23 protein-coding genes are annotated in these 20,277 nt (G+C 56.7%); 8 read left to right on the forward strand and 15 right to left on the reverse strand.

What is annotated here, in order from left to right; genetic code table 11:
• Positions 1–335 precede the first annotated feature (335 nt).
• From LAD35_RS12135 to LAD35_RS22410, 3 genes are all read right to left on the reverse strand, one after another.
• Positions 336–713: a hypothetical protein gene (locus LAD35_RS12135; RefSeq protein ID WP_128572591.1), complete on the reverse strand. Its 378-nt coding sequence runs from the start codon at positions 711–713 to the stop codon at positions 336–338.
• 191 nt (positions 714–904) lie between these two features.
• Entirely contained in the window at positions 905–2,308 is a 1,404-nt protein-coding gene (locus tag LAD35_RS12140; RefSeq protein ID WP_027920142.1) for an AAA family ATPase, read from the reverse strand.
• 329 nt (positions 2,309–2,637) lie between these two features.
• Positions 2,638–2,808, reverse strand: a complete 171-nt coding sequence (locus LAD35_RS22410; protein WP_371260264.1) for a plasmid mobilization protein — start codon at positions 2,806–2,808, stop codon at positions 2,638–2,640.
• Between the two features lie 525 nt (positions 2,809–3,333).
• Between LAD35_RS22410 and LAD35_RS12145 the strand changes: the two genes are divergently transcribed.
• The 5 genes from LAD35_RS12145 to LAD35_RS12165 all read left to right on the forward strand — a co-directional run bounded on the left by LAD35_RS12145 (position 3,334) and on the right by LAD35_RS12165 (position 6,990).
• On the forward strand, positions 3,334–3,543 hold the full coding sequence (locus LAD35_RS12145; RefSeq protein ID WP_000101767.1) for a TraC family protein: 210 nt from the start codon (positions 3,334–3,336) through the stop codon (positions 3,541–3,543).
• 2 nt (positions 3,544–3,545) lie between these two features.
• Positions 3,546–3,770 (forward strand): hypothetical protein, encoded by a 225-nt coding sequence (locus LAD35_RS12150; protein ID WP_016943284.1) that lies wholly within the window; start codon positions 3,546–3,548, stop codon positions 3,768–3,770.
• Positions 3,771–4,038: 268 nt separating this feature from the next.
• The gene (gene trbJ, locus LAD35_RS12155; protein WP_000425121.1) at positions 4,039–4,830 is read left to right on the forward strand and encodes a P-type conjugative transfer protein TrbJ; all 792 of its coding nucleotides are present in this window, start codon (positions 4,039–4,041) and stop codon (positions 4,828–4,830) included.
• Positions 4,831–5,080: 250 nt separating this feature from the next.
• The gene (gene trbL / locus LAD35_RS12160) at positions 5,081–6,661 is read left to right on the forward strand and encodes a P-type conjugative transfer protein TrbL (RefSeq protein WP_224152673.1); all 1,581 of its coding nucleotides are present in this window, start codon (positions 5,081–5,083) and stop codon (positions 6,659–6,661) included.
• Between the two features lie 2 nt (positions 6,662–6,663).
• Complete coding sequence (locus LAD35_RS12165) at positions 6,664–6,990, forward strand: hypothetical protein (RefSeq protein ID WP_027920145.1); 327 nt, start codon at positions 6,664–6,666, stop codon at positions 6,988–6,990.
• Positions 6,991–7,541: 551 nt separating this feature from the next.
• On the opposite strand, the gene repC is transcribed toward LAD35_RS12165, so the two are convergent.
• From repC to guaB, 8 genes are all read right to left on the reverse strand, one after another.
• The gene (gene repC, locus LAD35_RS22415) at positions 7,542–7,754 is read right to left on the reverse strand and encodes a replication protein C, IncQ-type (protein WP_349496257.1); all 213 of its coding nucleotides are present in this window, start codon (positions 7,752–7,754) and stop codon (positions 7,542–7,544) included.
• 333 nt (positions 7,755–8,087) lie between these two features.
• Entirely contained in the window at positions 8,088–8,999 is a 912-nt protein-coding gene (locus tag LAD35_RS12170; protein WP_224149331.1) for a replication initiator protein A, read from the reverse strand.
• Between the two features lie 227 nt (positions 9,000–9,226).
• A complete protein-coding gene (locus LAD35_RS12175; protein ID WP_000410046.1) occupies positions 9,227–9,457 on the reverse strand; it encodes a helix-turn-helix transcriptional regulator in 231 nt (76 codons plus the stop codon).
• Positions 9,458–9,741: 284 nt separating this feature from the next.
• Entirely contained in the window at positions 9,742–10,950 is a 1,209-nt protein-coding gene (locus tag LAD35_RS12180) for a tyrosine-type recombinase/integrase (protein WP_024248387.1), read from the reverse strand.
• A gap of 308 nt (positions 10,951–11,258) precedes the next feature.
• A complete protein-coding gene (gene guaA, locus LAD35_RS12185) occupies positions 11,259–12,875 on the reverse strand; it encodes a glutamine-hydrolyzing GMP synthase (RefSeq protein WP_224149332.1) in 1,617 nt (538 codons plus the stop codon).
• 32 nt (positions 12,876–12,907) lie between these two features.
• The gene (locus LAD35_RS12190) at positions 12,908–13,348 is read right to left on the reverse strand and encodes a type II toxin-antitoxin system VapC family toxin (RefSeq protein ID WP_224149333.1); all 441 of its coding nucleotides are present in this window, start codon (positions 13,346–13,348) and stop codon (positions 12,908–12,910) included.
• Positions 13,345–13,605, reverse strand: coding sequence for a type II toxin-antitoxin system Phd/YefM family antitoxin (locus LAD35_RS12195; RefSeq protein ID WP_224149334.1), 261 nt, complete (start codon positions 13,603–13,605; stop codon positions 13,345–13,347). Before LAD35_RS12195 ends, LAD35_RS12190 begins: the two co-directional genes overlap by 4 nt.
• A gap of 94 nt (positions 13,606–13,699) precedes the next feature.
• Positions 13,700–15,175 carry an IMP dehydrogenase gene (gene guaB / locus LAD35_RS12200; protein ID WP_224149335.1) on the reverse strand — a complete coding sequence of 492 codons (1,476 nt, stop codon included), beginning with the start codon at positions 15,173–15,175 and terminating at the stop codon, positions 13,700–13,702.
• Between the two features lie 141 nt (positions 15,176–15,316).
• Here guaB and LAD35_RS12205 point away from each other — a divergent pair, with 141 nt between their 5' ends.
• Positions 15,317–15,871 (forward strand): DUF4124 domain-containing protein, encoded by a 555-nt coding sequence (locus tag LAD35_RS12205; protein ID WP_224149336.1) that lies wholly within the window; start codon positions 15,317–15,319, stop codon positions 15,869–15,871.
• 66 nt (positions 15,872–15,937) lie between these two features.
• Here LAD35_RS12205 and LAD35_RS12210 read toward each other — a convergent pair whose 3' ends face one another.
• Positions 15,938–16,282, reverse strand: a complete 345-nt coding sequence (locus tag LAD35_RS12210) for an RnfH family protein (protein ID WP_224149337.1) — start codon at positions 16,280–16,282, stop codon at positions 15,938–15,940.
• Complete coding sequence (locus tag LAD35_RS12215) at positions 16,275–16,715, reverse strand: type II toxin-antitoxin system RatA family toxin (RefSeq protein ID WP_224149338.1); 441 nt, start codon at positions 16,713–16,715, stop codon at positions 16,275–16,277. The genes LAD35_RS12210 and LAD35_RS12215 overlap by 8 nt, the downstream gene beginning before the upstream one ends.
• Before the next feature lie 134 nt (positions 16,716–16,849).
• On the opposite strand from LAD35_RS12215, the gene smpB reads away from it, so the two are divergent.
• Entirely contained in the window at positions 16,850–17,323 is a 474-nt protein-coding gene (gene smpB, locus LAD35_RS12220; RefSeq protein ID WP_184709842.1) for an SsrA-binding protein SmpB, read from the forward strand.
• Positions 17,324–17,417: 94 nt separating this feature from the next.
• Positions 17,418–17,816, forward strand: coding sequence for a COG4315 family predicted lipoprotein (locus LAD35_RS12225; protein WP_224149339.1), 399 nt, complete (start codon positions 17,418–17,420; stop codon positions 17,814–17,816).
• Positions 17,817–17,881: 65 nt separating this feature from the next.
• On the opposite strand, the gene LAD35_RS12230 is transcribed toward LAD35_RS12225, so the two are convergent.
• Positions 17,882–18,988, reverse strand: coding sequence for an enoyl-CoA hydratase/isomerase family protein (locus LAD35_RS12230; RefSeq protein WP_224149340.1), 1,107 nt, complete (start codon positions 18,986–18,988; stop codon positions 17,882–17,884).
• A gap of 230 nt (positions 18,989–19,218) precedes the next feature.
• Complete coding sequence (locus LAD35_RS12235; RefSeq protein ID WP_224149341.1) at positions 19,219–20,274, reverse strand: acyl-CoA dehydrogenase; 1,056 nt, start codon at positions 20,272–20,274, stop codon at positions 19,219–19,221.
• Positions 20,275–20,277: the final 3 nt, after the last annotated feature.

The following is a 20,277-nucleotide window of genomic DNA, read 5'->3' on the forward strand; positions in this document are numbered from 1 at the left end:
TATTTCACTCCCACTCAATTATCAATTATCATTTTTAATCATTAAAATTCAATGAGATAAAAACTCATCACTTCACCAAAACCATGAAAAATACCATTACTGAATCATATGGATGGCTTAGATTCTGCACAGGAATCGTGTCCAAACGCTCTGTTTATCTGCCTCAACAGGATAGCCAGCTCGGAGTGATCCCCGTCGCGAATAACCTCATCTAAGAGTTGAAGTGAATAGATTGGATCGGCTCGAAAATTCTGAGCCACAACCTCATCATGCTCACGGTCTTTCATTCCAAATAACCATTATCTAATTAAACCGAGCAGCTAATTCATCAGAAGTTAGGTCAGCAGCTCTTTTAGATAAAGAGTGCTGGCATTGAATACTTCACGCTTGTAAGGCTTATCTGGCAGCGTTTTCCCAATCTTCTCAATTTTAGGTACAGTTGGTTTTTTTTGCAAAAGGGCCGGTTTTCCACCATAAAGAACCACAAAACGCTCTTGCAACGAAAATTTATGCCCATAAAAATCTTCCAACAAACCCAATGCATAACGAACAAACTGCCGCGTACTCTTGAATTGACCGCAGTACCCAACCGGATTACCCGACTTCAAATCTATGTAGAGCGCAGTTAACTCCCTTTCCTTTGCGATCAGTACAACACAATCACAAGCCCGGTGATGGTCATGCCCATTGCCAGCCGTCAACAGTGGCGACATTAGTGCGTTCCTCCCGCGCCCTTTATCAGGATTAAAACTGAACCATTCCCCATTCGGAGCCAGTAGTTTCACTAGTTTTAACTTAGCGAGGGCGTCGTCCTCTTTAATCAATATGTTCGTGTGTTGATCACCACGGTATGTACAGCATGAAAGCGATAATCGTAACGCCTCAAGCTCCGCAACTAAAGGCATCAGAGGTCACCCCCATACAAAATTTCACCTTGTATGGCATTCATGACCTCAATAGTGTCATCAAAAGTTTCTACCTCAATTCCGCGATCAGGGTAGATATTAGCCAGCTTCAGCGTCCTTACTTTACCGCGCCGACCAGCACCAGTTGAGGGCTTTGCTATTGTTGCCGTCATGTAAAGTCGAACAACTGCCGGATCAAGAAGTTCCTCATCTACATACTTGTATTGCTGCTGAACAGATCTCGTATGTTCTGTTCTTTGATGCAGCATGATCAGTGTATTTAACTCTTTGACCAAGTAGTCGCTGTGAGTCGTAATGAATACTTTGATACCTGCGTTGACCATACGCGCCACAAGCCGAGCAAAAGCTCGCTGATTCTTGGGATGAAGATTCAGTTCCGGCTCATCAATGATAAAAATATCACCGGAGCGCGCTCGGCATCGCAAGTAGAAACCAACATCCAGCAGGGCGCGAATACAACTCGACGCCTCATTCATCGTAAAGCGCTGTTTACCTGCACCTTTCGCCTGATAGACAAGCTCTTGTTTTACAACCTTATAACTGCCACCGATGATGGCGTCGAAAGCGACTAATAATTCAGGATTATCCGCTGCCAGCTCCCCGGTTCTCTTGTCAATATCCTCAAGCTGTCTGACAAAATCAACGTTATCTTCAACTGGCCACGCATAATCAGTCTCAATTTCTTGAAGTATCTTAAAAGGATTTCTTCTGAGTTCTTTTGAATCAATCTGATTTATGGCCTTAAGCATACGAGTGCGAGCCATATCTAGCTCTTTACGGAAAATTGCTGCTCCCGTTCTTTCGGCACTGGATATGTGAACTCTAGGCAAATGCTGCGCGAAGACAATCTCAGCAATAGCGTCTACGATGAAATCGGTTAGCCCTCCGAAAGGGCGCATGATAACTTCTTCATCCGCCACCAACACTTCAAGCATAACGCTATCGGATTCTTTGGTTAAGGTGGCAAGAACTTTCCCCCCCGTGCCAGCCTTCACGGTTCGTTGAAACGCCTTACTTGAAATATCAGTTTCAAGGCAAGCACTTGGTATGAATACTGTTTTTTCAAATATCTCAGCTTGGGTAGCGAACGCTCTCGGCAATCCGCCGACATAAATTTTACCCATTCTTTTCAAGTAGTCGTCGATCTTTCCATCGAACATCGCCCCAAGATCGATACGATATTGATTAGAATCTTTTAAAAGGGTGTCAATTTCGTCTTCTATAACTACACGAAGTATTTGCCTCCAACTGCGCAAAAAACCATACACTGCATAAGTTGCGTAAGTTTTACCCGTGTTATTTTCTCCGCATATAAGCGTGAGATTAGCTAGCTCCAGGTCAACCTGATCTAGTAAGCCGAGATTTTCAAATTGAAAGTGCATCAGCGCTACGCTCCGTTTTATCATTGATCCTTCGCAATCAGTGCGCGAGTTTTGCGTGTAGCGTTAACCGAACACACATGCATAATTATTTGCAGGATTAGCACTCATCTAAACGGGCCGACTGAAACAGGATCCCCAAGCCATAACATCGCCCCTCGTTCCACACCCGAAAAGTGGTTTAATCAAACGCCATTTTAACCAGCAAATAGCAAAAAAAACACCAAAACAGAACCACTCGCGTGGCTATTTACGCGCGAAAACAACTTGGCTCATTTTGGCTCTGATTTCTGACTGCATAACGCTGAACTCAATCATCAGATTCTCCACGTCTATGGATGTGCGCCTTCCCCTCGGCGCGGCAACAACCACAATTTTAGCAGTCCAGCTACCCGCCCGAGATTTCCATTCAGCTTCACAAGCACGCATACCGCTTCAAGGTCAGCCCGAGACCATATCTGCCGATTCAGCCCTACCGCTCTCAGAAATGCAGAGCAGGACAACCCCTTGGACGATCCGCTTCTCCCTTTGGTGCTTTGTCCTCTTTTATCCCAAACTCCAAGCGCGATTGGTGAGACGCGGCAGCGACCGTCAGCCTCGCAGAGCAGGATGCCATCGAGCCGCAGGCGAGTAAGGGGCGGTGGTGGAGGCCTTAGCTGCGTAGCAGCGTAGGCCTACAACACACATCTTGCCTGCTACCTCTCTGCGATTCTATGCGACTGGAGCAGAATCGCCAGTAAAATATGGCGTAATCGCGTACATTCGCGCTAATTCGCATACACTCGCGTAGCATCGCATTAATCAATTCTTCTAATCGCATAGAATCGCATACATTCGCATAAAAACGCGTTTCCGACTGAGTTCATGAGCATCAAGGACGGACTGACACCAAAAGGAGGGGGCTTTGAGAGGCCATCAGCTAGGCCAGCCAAATCTAAGTCTTGTAAATTGCTCGACCCGGGTGAGAACATAGCCTCCGTTTACGCGCTTTTTTCGAAACTCGATCATCAAGAAACAACGGAGTAATCATGGCACGAAAAACCCTCGCAGAGCGCCGTTCTGATGCCCTTTCGGAGCTTGAAATGGCGAAAGCCAGATTGGCAAAACTCGACAATGAGGCAGCCGAAAGAATCGGAAGAATTGCAATAAAGTCAGGATTGGTTAATCTTGAGCTTACGGACGATCAAGTCCGAGAAGAATTCGACAAAATCGTGGAAAGGATTAGCAAGGGGAATTGATCATGAAGACAGCTCACCGCATCAGCGCATTGGCCAATCAACTCAACGAACTGCAAGCCTGCCTCGGTCGAGCCAGTGGACGGCCTAGCAAGAGCGTTATGGAAGCCCAGCGCATAGCGGCCGAGCTGGCTTCTTCACTCGAAGATTGGCACCTTGAAACGCTACACATCCCTGAACCGGAGCGTGACCTTTATCGCGCACAGAATCCCTATTACGCTGCCCACTGACGCCGCGCACCGCCTTATCAAAAGCTCACTTCGGTGGGCTTTTTTTGTCCGCAAAACGTATCAAACCGGACAGCCGAGCCCCTTTCACGCGTCAAGAAAAACGCGATCAAAATCATAGCGTTGAGAAACAATCTCGTGAAGATTGACGGACAGTTTACGGACATAAATCATTGAATTCTATGCGGATACAAGATTATCCGCATATTTAAAACCGCTCCATATCGGTCAATAATCAAACCTCGGACGATGACAAAATGAGGTATTCGGTATGGAAATGGAATCGCAAAAAACGTCGGCTTATGCCGCCCGAAAATTCGGTCGAGGCGCGGCGCTCGCTCTAGCAATGGCGAGCGCAGGCCTTGGTGTAAGTCTCTACATGGCACCGGCTCCGGCCTATGCCATCTACTGCTCGAACTGCTCTACGTTCTATCAGCAGATGTACGAATACGCCGAAGCGGTGAATACGCAACTGAACACCGCGCAGCAGTTGCAGACGCAGATCCAGCAGTACGACAACATGATTAAGCAGGGCATGTCACTGCCCAGCCGCATGTTCAACACCATCACTGGCGACCTCCAGCGCGTGGCCAGCGTCTACAACTCGGCGCAGTCGCTCGGCCGCAACATCAGCAATCTGGACGAACAGTTTCGCCAGCAGTTCAAGGGCTATGACAGCTATCTGAACTCGATTGGCCAAGGGCAAAACAACATGCCGCAGCGCTATCGGGACTGGGCACAATCCGGCTTCGATAACGCCCGCACGGCCATGCAGGCCGCTGGCGTGAATACCAGCACATTCGAGGATGAGAACGCGATGCTGGACCAGTTGGTAAGCCGTTCACAGTCGGCCGTTGGTCGCCAGCAGGCCATTCAAGCAGGGAACGAGATTGCGGCGCAGAACGTGCAGCAGCTCCAGAAGCTGCGCGATCTGGTGGCCACACAGATCACCCTGCAAGGCAACTACATGGCGCAGCAAAACGAACGACAGTCCGTTAGCGATGCCTCCGAACAGCAATTCCGCAGCCGTGAAAATACACGCGGCCCGTCTGAGGGGTTCTAACCATGATGATTTCTAAGGCGCTGATTGCCGCCCTCTGTCTCGTCTCGGCCCTTGGTGGGTCGGCACTGACGGCCGTGGTCGTCACGAACGCCGCCGCGCCGGAATGCGCAGCGGTCGGCAATGGCCATCAGGATGACCAATTCCGCAGCCGCCCAAACACTCGCGGCCCGTCTGAGGGGTTCTGACTATGCGACGTTCAACCGTTTACGCACTTGTCGGCGCGGTGCTCTTGCTATCCGCAACTAGTGCGATGGCTGCCGGGGTCGATTTGGCGCAGAGCAACACGTCTATGAACAGCCTTCTGCGGCTGATTCAGAACGCTTCAAACCAATGGGCACCGCGCCTGCATGATTACGCCTTGTGGCTCTTGGGATGCCTTGCCGTCATCCAGTTAGTTTGGACTTTTGCTCCTTTGGTCATGCGCGGGGCTGAACTGGGCGACATCCTCCATGAACTGGTGAAATTCATCCTCGTGATAGGGTTCTTCTATGCGATGCTCGATCACGCGACCGAGTGGGGCGGGGCCATCGTCAACAGCTTCCGGCAGGCCGGGGCGCACGCGGCAGGGTTGGGTAGTGCGGAGCTGATGCCGGGGGATATGTTCTCAACTGCTGTGGACTTTTCACGGCAGGTGCTGACGGCCGGTGTTTCGATGTTCAGCCCAATCACATCGGTTGTGGTGGCCGTATCTGCATTGATCGTCCTGATGTGTTTTACGTTTATAGCGGCTCTGGTGTTCGTGACGCTGGTAGAGGCCTACGTCATCATCAATGCCGCCGTCCTGTTTATGGGTTTCGGTGGCTCTCAATGGACACGCGAATATGCACTGGCTCCCATTCGCTATGCCGTTGCGGTAGGTGCCAAGCTGTTTGTCCTGACTCTGATTGTGGGTCTGATCATGCAGGTTTCCGCAGAATGGTCGGCAGCCTACACCAACGACGAAGCGTCGTTGATGACCTTGGTCGGCCTGTCTTTGGTGTGCGCCTACCTGACCAAAACCATCCCTGAACTGATCGGCGGCATGATTAGCGGCACGTCGATGGGCGGCGGCTCTGCAATTGGGGGCATGGCCGCAGCCGGTGCAGCCGGTGCGGCGGCCGCAGTCGCTACTGTTGCAACAGCAGGGGCAGCAGCCCCGGCCGCAGGAGCACTAGGGGCCGCAGGAACTGGCGGAGGCGCTGCCAGTGCCGCGGGTGGTGGACTGGCCTCCGCACTGAACGCCAGCATGGCAGGCGGCAGTACCGCAGGGGGCATCGGTGGTGCGACGGGCGTCAGCAGCGCTGGAATTGGCGCAAGCACAGGAGGGGGCACCGGTGCGGCCGCAAAGGCCGCAGGTTCTCGCGTCGGGGGTGGTGCCGCGTCAGGATCGGCGAATCCAGTGTCGGCGGCCGCTTCGCCAGCTAGCCAAAAAGCAGGCAGCGGCTTGAAACAAGCCGCCAAACAGGCCGGAAGAGCGGCCAAGGGCGGTGACGACGATACGGATCAGCAGGCCGTCGCTCAGCAACGGCAGATGACACCAAAAGAAGGGACCGGCGGCAACGGCAAGGTTGTTGCGCAGGGCGCCGAGGTGGCCACACGGGCGCTTGGCGTGCTGGGCGCTATCAGCGTACCCGGTATGGAAAGCTCCCACGGGCTTTCGCTCGGGGGCACCGGGTCTCCCCCTCCCGTCCCCGGCGGCGACAGTCCAACGCCTGATGACGGCGCAGAGCCGACTACACAAGCGGAATCCAACATTATTCGTCCGACATCGGACACAGCTAGGACCGGAAATGTCGGCGCGCTCAATGTGCCCGGCATGGATTCTGGCGTTAACTCTCAATCGGAGGCGTAATCATGATGAACGATGTATTTTTTGGCCTGATGATGCTCGGCGGCTTTTTTGTTCTCGGTATTGGTATGTGGGCGCTTGGCCAATGGCTCCGACGCAAAGGCTTTGGCCCGCAGCTCGATGCACTGGATAAGCAGTACACGGCACTACAGCATCGGGTGAACCGATTGGCTCTGCCTGCCGCTGCGCATTTCTACGGCGGCATGGGTATGCTTAATCGCATGCCACTTTTCGGCAGCAAGAATCAGGTGGTATTGGTAGAGCGTGTGAGAATGGCCATCCTTCAGATGGAAGAGGAAGAACGGCAGCGACGCAGGGTCATCAATCGCTGACGCGCACAGCCAGTTCCATCACCCACAACCCCGCCTGAGTGCGGGGTTTTGTTTTCCTGCCGCAGCATCTCCGTCTATTACACACCGCAAAAACGGCCTGTATCGCTCTGTGAGAAGTTTTCACACATGACAGTCACAACAACATTCCGACACTGAAAAAACGCCGCCACGGCCCATACAGCAGGGATTTTGGACGCTTTCGCAGGCCGTAAGAGGCCTTATGTCGATTTTGGCCCTGCCCTTCCCTTTTTGGTGCCTGATCGTCTTTTTGCCGGTTTCAACGGCTCGACCAGGTGCTGCGACCGGTGGGTAATCCACGGAACTAGCCGCGTCGGCGACGGCAGGCCCGCCCTACTTTTTTGGTGCCCAACGGCCGTAGGCCGACCAAGAGCAGCAAGCTAGGAGCTGCGCCATCAAGGCGCGGCACTTAGCGCGCATGCTGGAGATTCTTAGAGAATCTTAGATGGAATTTGCGAACGGCCCGCAAACGCCCGCCGTTGCTGGGTTTTCAGAAACCGGCCGGGCGCCGTTAAACAGGGGGTGGGGTGCCGTTAAACAGGGGGGAGCGGCGTTACGGTCGGATGCCTTGGGTCGCCCGTTTCTCCTTTGCCCTTAGCGTACTCGTCCAGCCTCCAACCCACGGCAGCAAGCTCGGCCAGCGCCTTGGGGCGGAGCGAACGCCTTTCATGAGGGAGGGGAGCTGCCGCGAAGCGGTGGGAACCCCGCAAGGGGCCACGCTTTTGGATCGTGGCGCGATTTCGCACGAATAGGAGTTCCGAACTAACGGATGGGGGCCATCGACTTATGCACAGGCAAAAGGGTTTTAAACAGTTTTATATATAGTTTTAAAAGATTTAGCGTAAAAAGAAGGAAATTTAATCTTTTAATTCAATGGATTACGCGCGATGCCGGTTCCTAATAGACGGATACCGGTTCCTAATAGACGGCGAAACGGTTCCTAATAGACGGTTTCAGGTTCCTAATAGACACTCTATCCACAGCGTGGCGGGTTGTTCCCACTTTGTCCGCCAACTGTCCGTCAATCAAAATGAAAAAAGCCCGCAACGGGGCTCTTTTGCGATCTCACTCACCGTCTATTAGGAACCGCCCAGCGGTTCCGACGAGGAATTGCGGTGCCTCATGACCAGTAGAGGGCCATCCTTCCCCGCTTCTTCGCACAAGGCATATTCAGGCAGGTCATCGGCTTTGATGATCCCGCGAAGGAAGAAACAGAATTTTTTGAACGAGCCACCGCTTCCACTGCGTTCGTAAAGGGTCTTGAAAGCCCATTTAGCGCTATCCCTGCCTGCGGCACGGCGAGCCAGTCGGTAGATAAAGCGTCCTATGCCCGGCTCGATCAGAAAGTAGTCCCGGTGTACTGTAAGTACCTCCGGCCGCTTGCCCTCGGTGACTTCTCGATAAATCCACTCCGGGGCTTCAATCTCGACAGAACTTATCTTCTTGGTGTCCGTGCGTGACAGAACACGATAGCGCGCGATCAGCCCCTCGGCTTCGGTTGTCCGGAACTTGCCGCTTTCGCGCACTGTCTTGATGGTAGTACCCCGCAACCGATCTAGCGCGGCTTCCACTCCCTTAACCTGACTACTACCGTTACCACGTCGGGCAAATCTGAGGATGTCGCTAACATGCAGCCGAAACACTCTCCCCGGCTTGCCACCCTTTCCTTCTCGATAGCGGTTCATAGCTTCGGTCAAGTGAGACACCATCATCAGCACAATGTCGTAGTCCCAAATGGAGGCCATTCCGTGCGCTCCTGCGGACACTTCCACGTATCCATCCGGCAGGTCGTAGCGGATCAGTTCTCCGGCTCGCTTGTCCTTCTTGGATAAACGGAACACGGCCACATCCATGACGCTGCGATTGTCGCGGCCGCCCACGTCATAAAGGCTGGGCGCAAAAAAATCTGGCTGAGCGTCGCCTTGTGGAGGCTTGCGGACAAGTGACAACGCTTTGTCCCGCTCTTTTGCCCTTTCCATCTGTTCATGCACGGTCGAGACGTTAGACGGTCTACCGCGTTCAGCAGCCGGAGTTCGGTCACTGTTCCGCTTCCTGATATTTTCAAGGCGTTCCAGTAGCCCGCCAGAGTCGCCTATTACCGCGCCTATGGGCTTAAGACCGCTGTTTCGGCTACTCATGCACGGCCCAACCGGAGCTGTATTAAGCCCAGTACAAGCGGTCTACTCGTAAATGTCGCCTGCAAGTTGGCCGCCACAATTCAGGCCCCCATTCCGGGACGAGGGGCCGGGCTGGAATGTTTGCACGCATCAATCCATGCCTCGACCTCCGCCAAATCCCACACGACCTTGCGGCTACTGAGCGCAATGCGCTGAGGAAATTTCCCCTGCTTTTCAAAGTTGTAGATCGTGCGCTCGCACAGCGGAATCATCTCCAGCAGCTGCTTTTTGCTAATGAGAACTTTACTTGCTCTCCTTAATTCTTTTTCCACACCGAATACCTCGTTTTGTCATCATCCGAGGTTTAATTATTGCTACACAATTCCGGAAAACTCCAGCATCTACGATGATATTTTTTCAATTAAATCAATCACTTAGTGTCCGTAAATTCAACGTTTGACGGACAATCTTGATAACGCAAACCGCTGTTTTAATTAGGTTTGCAATAGGCACTTAAACCCAATTTATCGCGTCCGGAAATTCATCGTTTTTCGGACAAAAAAAAGCCCACCGAAGTGGGCATTTCGCTACAGAATGCAGGTCTCTAGGCTCCGAATCAGTCCTTGAGGCGGGTCTTCCTGATTGTCCACTCGTCGATCATGTCGGCCCAATCTTGGAGCATCGCCCGGCGCTGATCGCGGTACTCGGCCTTGTTGTAGATGGCACGAACGCCCTTCTGTTCGTGCGCAAGGCACTTCTCGATCCAGTCGGTGTTATAGCCCGCCTCATGCAACAGCGTGCTGGCTGTGCGCCGCAAGTCGTGCGGTCCAAACTTGCCAAGTGACTGCCCTTCCTTCTGGGCCAGCCGATAGGTAAGGGTAAGCACCTGATTGAGCGTTGCGCTGCTCATCGGCAAGTCTGAGTCATAACGTGATGGCAGAATGTATTCCGAACCGCCGGCGAAGGTCTTCAGCGCGATGAAAATATCCAGCGCCTGCCTCGACAGGAACACCAAATGGGGATTGCGGCGCTTCATCCGCTCCTTGGGGATTGTCCAGAGCGCGTCGGTGAAATTGATTTCGTTCCACGTTGCGTTGGTCAGTTCGCTTTTGCGAACCATCGTTAGCAACAGCAGCTTGGCAGCCGCTCGAATTGAAGGTGTGGTGCCGATACGCTCCATGTACTGGTACATCAAGCCAATTTCCTCGGGCGTCAGTGCTCGATCTCGCGGCTCAAACTTGGCGATAGTTGACGGGCGCACCAAATCGGCCGGGTTCTCAACCTTCTGTCCGCGTTCGATAGCCCAGCGGAAGACCTGCATCATAATTTCGCGGCAAAGCACGGCCGTTGATGGCCTGCCTTGTTCCACGATGGCATCAGTCAGCGCCCGCAAGTCCTCGTGGGTAATTTCTATCAGTTTCCTGTTGCTGAATTTCGGCTTTAGCTCTCGCTCGTATGTTCCACGGCGCATGTCGCGGGTGGAATCTGCCATTTGATAGCCGCGCAACCACTTCTCGGCCCACGCGCCGAATGTCTCAGCATCCTTGACGCGGGCTTTGTCCCGCGCTTTCTCCTTGGCTGGAGATTTCCCTGCGGCGATCATCTTCTTGGCTTCGCCCAGCCGTTCGCGAGCTTCCGCTAGCGTGATCCCTCCGACACCATAGCGGCCGAAGGTGATGGTCTCTTGCCTGCCGTGGATCGAGTAGTTGTAGCGGAACGAAATCGAACCCGCAGGGGTGATGGCCACGTAGAGGCCGTCACGGTCATTCACTTTGTACAGCTTGTCCTTTGGCTTGAGGTTGCGCAGCTTGGTATCAGTCAGCATGGTCGGGTTGGGTTTCCTCTCAAAAATACCATGCTCAAAAAGCCCCACAAATCCTCAAAAAACTTCTTTAAGGACAATGCGTTACCTAAATTCGATACCATGAACACCCCATCAGAGGCGGCATGGTATCGAGCGCCGAACATGGCATCAGGTTCAAATCGTACCATCTACCATGCCATAGAAACGGTGTGCTTGGCGATGCGAAAATTTGCCAGACAGTGCTACGCCAAGAACGAAAAAAGCCCGCAATTACGCGGGCTTAGGGGTGTTTTAATGCTTCTTGGTGCCAGTCTGTGCCGGACGCGGGATCACTCCCACTCAATGGTCGCAGGCGGCTTGCTCGATACGTCGTAGGTCACGCGGTTGATACCGCGCACTTCGTTGATGATGCGGTTGGACACGCGCTTGAGCAAGCCGTAAGGCAGTTCGGCCCAGTCGGCGGTCATGAAATCGCTGGTCTGCACGGCGCGCAGGGCCACCACGTAGTCGTAGGTGCGGCCATCGCCCATCACGCCCACGCTCTTGACAGGCAGGAAGACGGTGAAAGCCTGACTGGTCAGGTCGTACCAGCTCTTGCCGCTTTTTTCGTCGATCCAGTTGTTCAGCTCTTCGATGAAGATGGCATCGGCGCGGCGCAGCAGGTCGGCGTACTCCTTCTTCACTTCACCCAGAATGCGCACGCCCAGGCCAGGGCCGGGGAACGGGTGGCGATACACCATGCCACGGGGCAGGCCCAGGGCTACGCCCAGTTCGCGCACTTCATCCTTGAACAAATCGCGCAGCGGCTCCAGCAGTTTCAGGCCCAGCTGCTCCGGCAGGCCACCCACATTGTGGTGGCTCTTGATGGTGGCGGCCTTCTTGCTCTTGGCGCCGCCCGACTCGATCACATCGGGGTAGATGGTGCCCTGCGCCAGGAAGGTGGCGCCCTTGCTGCCAGCTGTGGCAGCCTTGAGCTTGGCGGCCTCGGACTTGAACACATCCACAAAGAGGCGACCGATGATTTTGCGCTTTTGCTCGGGATCGGTCACGCCGGCCAGCTCGCCCAGGAACAGCTCGGACGCATCGACCCGCACCACCTTGGCGTGCAGCTTGCCCTCGAACATCTCCATGACCATGTCGCCCTCGTTCAGGCGCAGCAGGCCGTGATCGACGAACACACAGGTCAGCTGGTCGCCGATGGCGCGGTGAATCAAGGCAGCGGCCACGGAAGAATCCACGCCGCCAGACAAGCCCAGAATCACCTCTTCATCGCCGACCTGCTCGCGGATCTTGGCAACAGCCTCTTCGATGTAATCACCCATGATCCAGTCGGCCTGGGTGCCGCAGATGTCGAGCACGAAGCGGTTGAGCAGCGCCTGGCCTTGCACGGTGTGCGTGACCTCCGGGTGGAACTGCACGGCGTAGTAGCGGCGCGCTTCGTCGGCCATGCCCGCGATAGGGCAGGACGGCGTGGAGGCCATGATCTTGAAGCCTGGGGGCAGCTCGGTGACCTTGTCACCGTGGCTCATCCAGACCTTGAGCATGCCGTGGCCTTCGGGCGTCGTGAAATCCTCGATGCCCTTGAGCAGTTCGGTGTGGCCGTGGGCGCGGACCTCCGCGTAGCCGAATTCGCGGCTGTTGGAGCCTTCGACCTTGCCGCCCAACTGGGTGGCCATGGTCTGCATGCCGTAGCAGATGCCCAATACCGGCAGACCCAACTCGAACACCGCGTCAGGGGCGCGGTCGTCCACTTCGTAGACGCTGGCATGGCTGCCCGAAAGGATCACGCCCTTGAGCTTGCCGTCTGCGGCAAATTCGCGCACCCATTCGCTGCTGACGTCGCAGGGATGGACTTCGCAATACACATGGGCCTCCCGCACGCGGCGAGCGATCAGCTGGGTGACCTGGGAGCCAAAATCGAGGATGAGGATCTTGTCGTGTTGCATGGTGTTCAGGGGCTAGGGTGACAGAAAGGGAATCAGAAATCTTCGGGCGCCAGCAGTGCAATGCCGCGCTTTTTTGCAGCAGCCTGCTGGGCTTGGTCAAAAGTGGCCAGCGGCAGGCGCAACGATTGCGCCAGCCACAGATAGGCGGCATCGTAAACAGGCAATCCGGTATCCAGCGCCACATCGAGCACGGCCTTGTGCTGCGCGGGAGCGAGATCGTGCAACTCCACGCGGTGGCGTATGGCCTCCAGCACGCTCCACAGGCCTTCAACGCTGGTGGTGGGGATGCGGCCGTTGTTCACTCCCGATGCGATCAGGTTTCCGCACTCCCATTGCCAGAGGTTGGGGGCCTGCGGATCAACTTCGTCGCGGCGGATACGGGTGTAGAGGCGCTGGGTATGCGGGCTGGCGTTGTCGGGCAACAACCAGGCGGCGGTGACTGTGGCGTCCAGAATGAAGGCCGTTGCGCTCATGCCTGGCTCCTGCCTGTCTGGCGCATGGCTGCTACACCATTCGCAGCATCTGGCGCGCGAACAGTCTGCTGCAGCGCGTGAATCTGCTGCAATTCCCGGGCAATCTGCTCATCGGTGATCACGGGCTTGCGGCGCACCGGCAGCATGCGCACGACTTCCTTGCCGTGCCGTGTGATGCGCACTTCCTCGCCCTGCTCCACCGCCTCGATCAGAGCGGAGAAGCGGGTCTTGGCTTCGTAGATACCAACAGATTGCATGGGCTGAAAATAAAAAAATCTGGCCTGAAATTGAATTCAGACCAGATTTTATCACAAAGACCAGAATTTGGGATTCTGATCAGATTAGCGCTGTTTAGTCAGCCCGGTAGTTCGGCGCTTCCTTGGTGATCTGCACGTCGTGCACGTGCGATTCACGGATACCGGCAGCAGTGATTTCAACGAACTCGGCCTTGTTGTTCATCTCTTCGATGGTGTTGCAGCCGCAGTAACCCATGGCCGCTCGCACGCCGCCTGCCATCTGGTAGACGATGGAGACCATCGAACCCTTGTAGGGAACGCGGCCTTCAATGCCTTCTGGCACCAGCTTGTCGGCATTGGGGTTGCCCGTGGAGGATTCCTGGAAGTAGCGGTCTGCCGAGCCTTGCTGCATGGCGCCGATGGAGCCCATGCCACGGTAGCTCTTGTACGAGCGGCCCTGGAACAGAATGACTTCGCCCGGCGCCTCTTCGGTACCGGCGAACATGCCGCCCATCATCACCGACGATGCGCCAGCGGCGAGCGCCTTGGCAATGTCGCCCGAGAAGCGGATGCCGCCATCGGCGATCAGCGGCACACCCGTGCCGGCCAAAGCCTTGGCCACGCTGTCGATGGCCATGATCTGTGGCACGCCCACACCTGCCACGATACGCGTGGTGCAGATCGAGCCAGGGCCGATACCGACCTTGACCGCATCGGCGCCTGCCTCAGCCAGCGCCAGCGCAGCAGCGCCGGTGGCGATGTTGCCACCCACCACATCGATATGTGGATAGTTCTGCTTGACCCAGCGCACGCGGTCGATCACGCCCTTGCTGTGGCCATGGGCTGTATCCACGATGATGGCATCGACACCGGCCTTGGCCAGCAGTTCGACACGCTCCTCGGTACCGGCACCCACACCAACGGCAGCGCCCACGCGCAGCGAACCTGCACGGTCTCGCGCGGCATTCGGGAACGTGGTCTGCTTGGTGATGTCCTTGACGGTAATCAAGCCCTTGAGCTCGAATGCGTCATTGACGACCAGGATGCGTTCGAGCTTGTGCTTGTTGAGCAAAGCCTTGGCCGCTGCAGGCGTGGTGTCATCCTTTTCATTGACGGTGATCAAACGCTCGCGCGGCGTCATGATGTCACGCACCTTGACGTCGTAGCGGGTTTCAAAGCGCAGATCGCGGCTGGTCACAATGCCAACCACCTTGCCGCCGTCGCACACCGGAAAGCCCGAGATACCCAGGTTTTCCGACAGCTCCAGCACCTGAAGCACGGTGTGCTCAGGGGTGATCACGACAGGATCGTGCACCACGCCAGATTCATGGCGCTTGACCTTGGATACTTCGACGGCCTGCTGTTCGGCTGTCATGTTCTTGTGAACAATCCCGATACCGCCTTCCTGGGCGATGGCAATCGCCAGGCGCGCTTCCGTCACCGTATCCATGGCGGCAGACACCAGGGGCAGGTTCAGCGTGATATTGCGGGAGAATTTGGTAGAGAGAGAGGTGTCCTTGGGCAGGACTTGGGAGTATGCGGGCACCAGCAACACATCGTCGAAGGTGAGCGCTTTTCCGATCAGGCGCATTGTGAAAGCTCCAAAAAAAGGATTCTACCGTCTTTTGCAAATGGTCTGCAGGAGGCAGAATTTTCTGCAAGGGGACACCCAGTGTTTTGCGCAACCAACAACTTGGTGCGCCATTTATAGATGGCGCGCTACACTGCTTCCATGAAATTAATCAAGCTGCTTCTCATCTGCGCGTCCCTGGGTGTGGCTGCGCCCGCCATGGCCCAATGGCAGTGGATCGACAAGGACGGCCGCAAGGTCTTCAGCGACCGTCCACCAGGGCTGGATGTGCCTGATAAGAACATTCTCAAACGGCCCAAGGGCTATGGCGGTGTCCCAGGCGCCAAGACTTCGGGTACCGGCCCTGCCCTGCGCGACGTTGCTGCTCCGGAGGAAGGCGAAGCGACGACCGCCTCCGAAGGCGCCGCCCCCGCAGCCAAGCCAGCGACCAAGACCGCCAGCGGCAAGGACAAGGAACTGGAAGCCAAAAAGGCCGCAGAAGACAAGGCCAAGGCCGATGCAGACAAGGCAGCCAAGGAAAAACAGGTGGCCGCCAAGGCTGACAACTGCAAGCGCGCCCAGCAAGCCAAGGCCATGTACGACACCGGCAAGGCAGTGCGCATGCCCAACGAAAAAGGCGAAATGGTGTTTCAGAACGCCGAACAGCGCGCAGCCGAGATCAAGCGCACCGACGACGCGATTTTCAACAACTGCTAAACCGTCGGCCAGCCGGCAAAAAAGCCACGCAATGCGTGGCTTTTTCATGCGCAGGTCTGCCCTGTATCAGGCGCCATAGCCTTGCTTGGACTGCGGCCTGCGCCGCGAAAACAGCCCTGCCCGGCGCGCGCCCTGCTTGGCAAAACGCTCACGGCGCGCCTTCTTGGGATCTACCTTGAGGGGCTGGTACAACTCGATCCGGTCTCCATCGGCCAATACCGTATTGCGCGGCTGCACGCTGCCCCAGATGCCAACATCCTGCTCCGCACCCAGCACCTGGCCACTGCGCTGGGCAGCTACTGCCAATGCATCAGCCACCGTGGCCCCCACCTGCAACTGCAACGCAAACGACTGCACCTGCCCATCGCACGCCCATGCCACCTCGACATCGATAAAGGCAGACTCAGCCATAGATCTTCTCGGCGCGCTGGATGAAGGCGTCCATCATCGTTGCGGCAATCTTGTCAAAAATGGGGCCCACCACGGCGGCGAGCGTCATGCTGTCAAACCCGTAGCTCAGATTCAACTCCACCTTGCAGGCGCGCTGGCTGCCATCGCCCACCGGATAAAAATGCCAGTCACCCTGCAGGTGGGAAAACGGGCCCTTGACCAATTGCATCTGCAGGCGCCTGCCAAGCTCGTAGGTATTGCGGGTGATGAAGGATTTCTTGATTCCTGCCAGCGCAATACCCACTTCGGCCGTCACTCCGTCTGCATGCTGCTCCAACACGCGCGCATGATCGCACCAGGGCAGAAACTCCGGGTAACGGGGCACATCGGCCACCAGATCAAACATTTCCTGGGGGCTGTACCAGATCAGAACGGACTTGTTGACGGTTTTCATGCAAACGCTGGAGGCGGACCGCATGCGAGAACGCGGCCCTGAATATTCATGGAAAATCACGGATTGGGCAAAAACGCCAGCGCCAACAGCCTTACAGCTCTTGGAAACCTCGTTTTGCCCCTAACATTGCAATTATGTCGAAGACGAACAACACCAACAGCCGCATAGCCGATAACAAGAAGGCGGCATTCAACTATTTCTTTGAAGAGCGCTTTGAAGCAGGCATGGTGCTGCACGGCTGGGAAGTGAAAGCCCTGCGCGAAGGCAAGGCCCAGCTGACCGACGGCTACGTGCTGATCAAGAACGGCGAACTGTTCCTGCTGGGCTGCCAGATCAACCCTCTGAAGACCGCCTCCACCCACGTCAACCCGGATTCGGCACGCATCAAGAAGCTGCTGATGAAAAAGGACGAAATTCGCCGCCTGATCGGCAAGGTCGAGCAAAAGGGCTACACCCTGGTGCCCATCAATCTGCACTGGAAGAATGGCCTCGCCAAATGCGATATTGCCTTGGCCAAGGGCAAGGCCGAGCACGACAAGCGCGATGTGATCAAGGAACGCGAGAGCAAGCGCGAGGTCGAGCGCGCAATGAAGGTGCATACGCGCTAGGCAAAACAGCCCATATCGGGCATCTGTCCCACACGCGGGCGCCCCGTCTTCTGGTTAGAGTGGCTGGGTCTCTTGTCCACCAAGGAGCTCACCCATGTTCCCCCGCATCTCGACTCTGGCCCTCCCTTTGTCCGCCCTGCTGCTGGCCGCCTGCAGCTCAACCGGCACCATGCACAGCAGCGCCAGCACGCCCGTCAAGGCAGCTGACGGCAGTCTGATCGGCCCCAATGGGCACACGCTCTACACCTTCAGCAAGGATGCCGTGGGCAGCGGAAGCTCTGCCTGCTATGGGCAATGCGCCACCAACTGGCCGCCGCTGCCTGTGGCTGAATCGGCCAAGCCTGTTGGAGATTTCAATATCATCGTCCGCGATGACAACAGCCGCCAATGGGCGTACAAGGGCCAGCCGCTGTACTACTTCGTCAAGGACGGCAAGCCTGGTGACAAGACCGGCGACGGTGTAGGCGGCGCCTGGAAGATTGCACGCCCCTGACAGCGACAGCGCCACTGGCAAAAAAGCCGCACGATGTGCGGCTTTGCTTTTGAAGGGGCGATCCTTTACTCAGCCCAGCCCTTCAGGTGCGCCAGCGGATGCGCAGGCGCGGGCCAGGGGCTCACAAACATCCGGGCCACTTCGCCCAGATCCACCTCTTCAATCCGCGCGGGACTCCAGCGCGGGTTGTGGTCCTTGTCCACTGCCAGCGCGCGGATGCCTTCGAGCGTCTCGCTCTTGCGATCTGCCCGCAGGTAGAAGCAGTGGCGCACCATGTCGCGTTCCATGCGCAGATCGTCGGCCAGGGTCTGCTGGCGGGCGCGGCGGATCTGCTCCAGCACCACAAACAGCATCAGCGGCGAGCGCTTGCGCAAGGTCTCTGCCGTTGCCTTGGCGAAATCGCTGTCAGCCGCTTCCAAGGCCTTGATGATGGCGGGTACATCGCCTTTGGAAAAATATTGGCCAATTTCAGCATCAGCGCCCGCTTGGCGAGCGGGAGCTGCTACCAATTTTGAAGCAACATAGTCTTCCACCGCCTTGGCATCGACAAAGCTGCCAGCGGCCAGCCCATCCCATACGGCTGCCTGCTCACTGCTGGGCAGATAGCCATCGGCAAGCTTGTATGCAATGGCGTCGGCTGCGCCGATCATCTGGCCGGTCAGCGCCAGGTATTCGCCCACGTGGCCGGGACAACGCGAGAGGAAATACCCGCCGCCCACGTCAGGGAACAGGCCAATCGCCGTCTCCGGCATGGCCATCTTGGTGCGCTCGGTCACGATGCGCAGGGTGCCGCCTTGGCTGATCCCCATGCCCCCACCCATCACGATGCCGTCCATGAAGGCGATGTAGGGCTTGCCAAAGTGGTGGATCAGGTGGTTGAGCGCATATTCCTCGGTAAAAAAGTCTTCCAGCTCGGGGTTGCCCGCCATGCCCGCTGCGTGCAGAAAGCGGATATCGCCGCCTGCGCAAAAGGCTCCGAACGCGCCCTCCTTGTTGCTGCCGCGAATGGCGACGGCAACGATGTTCTCGTCCTTCTGCCAGCGCAGCAGCACGTCCATCAGCTCGCGCACCATCGCCAGCGACAGCGCGTTCAGCGCTTTGGGGCGGTTCAGGGTGATGAAACCGATGCGGCCATGCACCTCGCTTTGTACGTCTTCCGTGTAAACCGACATACTGACTCCTTATCGTTATTCCGTCTCGCAATCATCCGATTACTTTGTCGGCGTTGTGGGGGCGCCGAACCTTGTCGTGCGTCAGCATTGCCTGCGCTTTGCCTTCGCGTACTCGAATGATTGAGAAACGGATGTAAAAACAAAACCGCAACCATAGCCGAAAAAAGGCGCTGGCTGCGGCCAATCAGGTGCCAAATCCGGCAGCGGACAGGGATGGGCGTGGCGCCGCGTCAGGCCGCAGCGGTGCTGTCGGTGATCTGGCGGATCACATCCAGGCTCATGCCGCCAGCCGCCACCAGGGCCTGGCCTGCCTGCAACTGCCAATAGCTTTCGCTGCCTGCCGTCTGGCGCCACAGGTGCAGCCTGCGGGTGAACAGTTGCAGGTCAAACTCGGTGGTGAATCCAATCGCGCCATGGACGGAATGCGCAAGCGACGCCACCTCCACCGCCGCCTCGCCCGTGCGCGCCTTGCCCACAGCCACTTTGAGCGGATCGGCCAGCACGCCACCTGCCTCGCAGGCGATCTGCGCTGCCATGCGCGCCGCGCTGACGTGCTCGGCCATTACCGCCAACTCGTGCTGAATGGCCTGAAACTTGCCGATCGGCCGGCCGAACTGCTGGCGCTCGTTGGCAAAATTGAGCGTGCTCTCGAACGTGGTGAGGAGGCTGCCTGCCAGCAACGCCGACACCAGCCCCGCCTGCGCCACCAGCAAGGATGCAGGTGCGGGCACGCGCGTGGCCGATACCAGGGTTTCGGCCTTCCAGCGCAGATCGGCATCGAGTACAAAAATGCTCGGGCTGGCCTGCGCACCAGCCACAGGCAACAGCACCAGTTCACCGCCGTGCTGGCCCAGTACCCATTGCGCCACGCGGGCGCCGCGTACACCAGATGTACCAACGCCGCCGCCTTCCACCAACAGATGCGGTGCAAGCGCAATCGCGCCCTGAGGTACAGCCACGCCAGCTGCCACCAGCCAGCCCCGCGCCAGCATGGTTTCTGCCAGTGGCAGTGGCATGGCGTGCTGGCCAAGCAGATCCCAGACGGCAAAGGCGTCGCGCAGCGCAAGGCCAGCGCCGCCCTCGTCCTCGGGTAGCAACAGATCGGCAAAGCCGGTGTCCTCGATCTGCTGCCACAGGGTTGCCGCCGTGGCAGAGATTTTGGTCAAATCCGTCTCTGGCGCGCAACCATTGTGCGCTGCCACTTCATTTTCTATAGCACGCACTATCGCGGGCGTGCATTGCCCGGTCAGCACATCACGCAGGGCATCGATGATCAAATGGTCCATGTT

The sequence above is a fragment of the Comamonas odontotermitis genome, from assembly GCF_020080045.1.
GTDB lineage: Bacteria > Pseudomonadota > Gammaproteobacteria > Burkholderiales > Burkholderiaceae_C > Comamonas > Comamonas odontotermitis.

Bases quoted from the DNA above. Each gene is read 5' to 3' on its own strand.
- LAD35_RS12135 (WP_128572591.1), bottom strand. From the start codon at position 713: ATGTCGCCACTGTTGACGGCTGGCAATGGGCATGACCATCACCGGGCT.
- LAD35_RS12140 (WP_027920142.1), bottom strand. From the start codon at position 2,308: ATGCACTTTCAATTTGAAAATCTCGGCTTACTAGATCAGGTTGACCTG.
- LAD35_RS12145 (WP_000101767.1), top strand. From the start codon at position 3,334: ATGGCACGAAAAACCCTCGCAGAGCGCCGTTCTGATGCCCTTTCGGAG.
- LAD35_RS12150 (WP_016943284.1), top strand. From the start codon at position 3,546: ATGAAGACAGCTCACCGCATCAGCGCATTGGCCAATCAACTCAACGAA.
- trbJ (WP_000425121.1), top strand. From the start codon at position 4,039: ATGGAAATGGAATCGCAAAAAACGTCGGCTTATGCCGCCCGAAAATTC.
- trbL (WP_224152673.1), top strand. From the start codon at position 5,081: ATGGCTGCCGGGGTCGATTTGGCGCAGAGCAACACGTCTATGAACAGC.
- LAD35_RS12165 (WP_027920145.1), top strand. From the start codon at position 6,664: ATGATGAACGATGTATTTTTTGGCCTGATGATGCTCGGCGGCTTTTTT.
- LAD35_RS12180 (WP_024248387.1), bottom strand. From the start codon at position 10,950: ATGCTGACTGATACCAAGCTGCGCAACCTCAAGCCAAAGGACAAGCTG.
- guaA (WP_224149332.1), bottom strand. From the start codon at position 12,875: ATGCAACACGACAAGATCCTCATCCTCGATTTTGGCTCCCAGGTCACC.
- LAD35_RS12190 (WP_224149333.1), bottom strand. From the start codon at position 13,348: ATGAGCGCAACGGCCTTCATTCTGGACGCCACAGTCACCGCCGCCTGG.
- LAD35_RS12195 (WP_224149334.1), bottom strand. From the start codon at position 13,605: ATGCAATCTGTTGGTATCTACGAAGCCAAGACCCGCTTCTCCGCTCTG.
- guaB (WP_224149335.1), bottom strand. From the start codon at position 15,175: ATGCGCCTGATCGGAAAAGCGCTCACCTTCGACGATGTGTTGCTGGTG.
- LAD35_RS12205 (WP_224149336.1), top strand. From the start codon at position 15,317: ATGAAATTAATCAAGCTGCTTCTCATCTGCGCGTCCCTGGGTGTGGCT.
- LAD35_RS12210 (WP_224149337.1), bottom strand. From the start codon at position 16,282: ATGGCTGAGTCTGCCTTTATCGATGTCGAGGTGGCATGGGCGTGCGAT.
- LAD35_RS12215 (WP_224149338.1), bottom strand. From the start codon at position 16,715: ATGAAAACCGTCAACAAGTCCGTTCTGATCTGGTACAGCCCCCAGGAA.
- smpB (WP_184709842.1), top strand. From the start codon at position 16,850: ATGTCGAAGACGAACAACACCAACAGCCGCATAGCCGATAACAAGAAG.
- LAD35_RS12225 (WP_224149339.1), top strand. From the start codon at position 17,418: ATGTTCCCCCGCATCTCGACTCTGGCCCTCCCTTTGTCCGCCCTGCTG.
- LAD35_RS12230 (WP_224149340.1), bottom strand. From the start codon at position 18,988: ATGTCGGTTTACACGGAAGACGTACAAAGCGAGGTGCATGGCCGCATC.
- LAD35_RS12235 (WP_224149341.1), bottom strand. From the start codon at position 20,274: ATGGACCATTTGATCATCGATGCCCTGCGTGATGTGCTGACCGGGCAA.